This is a genomic window from Polaromonas sp. P1_E1_2 (assembly GCF_056406035.1).
This window is the reverse complement of sequence record NZ_JBFUAZ010000755.1, coordinates 1-1,728: the sequence shown is the minus strand read 5'-3', so window position 1 is coordinate 1,728 and position 1,728 is coordinate 1. Positions and strand designations below refer to the sequence as shown.

Below are 1,728 nucleotides of genomic sequence, written 5' to 3'. Positions count from 1 at the left end.
AGCTGGCCCAATGGGTGCACGGACGCGAAGAACTTCCGCTCAAGGCCTTGCTGGAACAGCATGGCGTGACAGTCGCCGAAGAACCTGCGCAACTGGCTCAGCGGCTGGGATTACGCGCCAGCGAAAACCAGGGCGTGGTGCAGGTCAAGACCGTGCTGCGCGGCGGCGTTGCCGAGCATGCCGGGTTTGCGGCGGGAGATGAATGGCTGGCGGTAGAGCACATTGCCACAGGCGCACGGGAGCCGGAGGGCGGTTGGCGCATGAACCGGCTCGATGACCTGCTGCACTACGCAGGCACGGCCAAAAAAGTCATTGCCCTGGTCGCACGCGACAAACGCCTGCTGCGGCTGGAGCTGCCCATGCCGCCCGCGCTGACCACCTGGCGCCTGGCGGTGCGGGATGCCGCGCTGATGGACCAGTGGCTCGGCCAGAAAACCTGACCCGGCCTGGCGCGACTCACCTCTTCGGAAGGTCATTCGCCCTTGAATACCGCGGGACGCTTTTCAAGAAAAGCCGTCACGCCTTCCATGTAATCGTGGCTGCGTCCCAGGGCCGCCTGCATGTCGCGTTCCGCATCGAGTTGCTGATGCAGCGTGCGCGTGGCGCCTTCACGCATCTGCCGGGTAAAGCTGTTCAGGGCCTGGGGGCGGTTCAGCGTGAGGATGCCCACAGCACCATCGATGGCATACAGAACGGTGGGATCGGCAGCGGAGCCGGTGTGGGAAGCAGTCATGGCAGCAGTCTCCTGTTCCCGAATCTAGCATTGCGGCAAGCCATTGGCAGCCATGAGCCCGTGGCATCATTGCCGGACGCATTTTCAGCCAAAGGACCTATTTCATGTCTTCCACGACCTACGAAACCATTGAAACCCGCACCGAAGGCCCGGACAGCCGCAAGGTGGGTATCGTCACGCTGAACCGGCCCAAGCAACTCAATGCCCTGAACGACCAGCTCATGGACGAACTGGGCCGGGCGCTCAAGGCGTTTGATGCTGATGACACCGTCGGCTGCATCATCCTGACCGGCAGCGAAAAGGCCTTTGCCGCAGGCGCCGACATCGGCGCCATGGCCACCTACAGTTTTGCCGACGTTTACAACAACGATTACATCACCCGCAACTGGGAGCAAATCCGCAGCATCCGCAAGCCRGTGATTGCTGCCGTCAGCGGCTTTGCGCTGGGCGGCGGCTGCGAGCTCGCAATGATGTGCGACTTCATCATTGCTGCCGACAACGCAAAGTTCGGCCAGCCTGAAATCAAGCTGGGCATCATTCCCGGTGCTGGCGGCACGCAGCGCCTGCCCCGTGCCGTGGGCAAGGCCAAAGCCATGGACATGACCCTGACGGGCCGCATGATGGATGCCCAGGAGGCAGAGCGTTCAGGCCTGGTCAGCCGTGTGGTGCCGCTGGAAAAGCTCATGGACGAAGCCCTGGGCGCCGCGCTGATGATCTGCAGCTACGGCCAGACCAGCGTCATGGCCGCCAAGGAAGCCCTCAACCGGGCATTTGAAAGCGGCCTCAGCGACGGCGTGATGTTCGAAAGGCGCCTGTTCCATTCGCTGTTTTCCACCGAAGACCAAAAAGAAGGCATGGACGCCTTCGTCAACAAACGAAAACCGGTTTTTAAACACAGGTGAGCCCCACCAGTAGGGGCCGCGGGTCCGGCTTCGCCGGCCCCAGGCGCCGCCCCCTTGAGGGGGGGAGCAGGCTACACGCAGTGAGCCTGGACG

2 protein-coding genes and 1 pseudogene are annotated in these 1,728 nt (G+C 62.8%); 2 read left to right on the top strand and 1 reads right to left on the bottom strand.

The window, feature by feature from the left end; all coding sequences use genetic code 11:
• Window positions 1–440, top strand: a pseudogene (locus AC1D1P_RS22540) (M61 family metallopeptidase); the annotation flags it as partial.
• A 32-nt stretch (window positions 441–472) separates the two neighbouring features.
• On the opposite strand, the gene AC1D1P_RS22535 reads toward AC1D1P_RS22540, so the two are convergent.
• Entirely contained in the window at window positions 473–733 is a 261-nt protein-coding gene (locus AC1D1P_RS22535) for an enoyl-CoA hydratase-related protein (RefSeq protein ID WP_477674523.1), read from the bottom strand.
• Between the two features lie 104 nt (window positions 734–837).
• Here AC1D1P_RS22535 and AC1D1P_RS22530 point away from each other — a divergent pair, with 104 nt between their 5' ends.
• Window positions 838–1,635 carry an enoyl-CoA hydratase gene (locus AC1D1P_RS22530; protein WP_477674522.1) on the top strand — a complete coding sequence of 266 codons (798 nt, stop codon included), beginning with the start codon at window positions 838–840 and terminating at the stop codon, window positions 1,633–1,635.
• The last annotated feature ends 93 nt before the right edge of the window (window positions 1,636–1,728 follow it).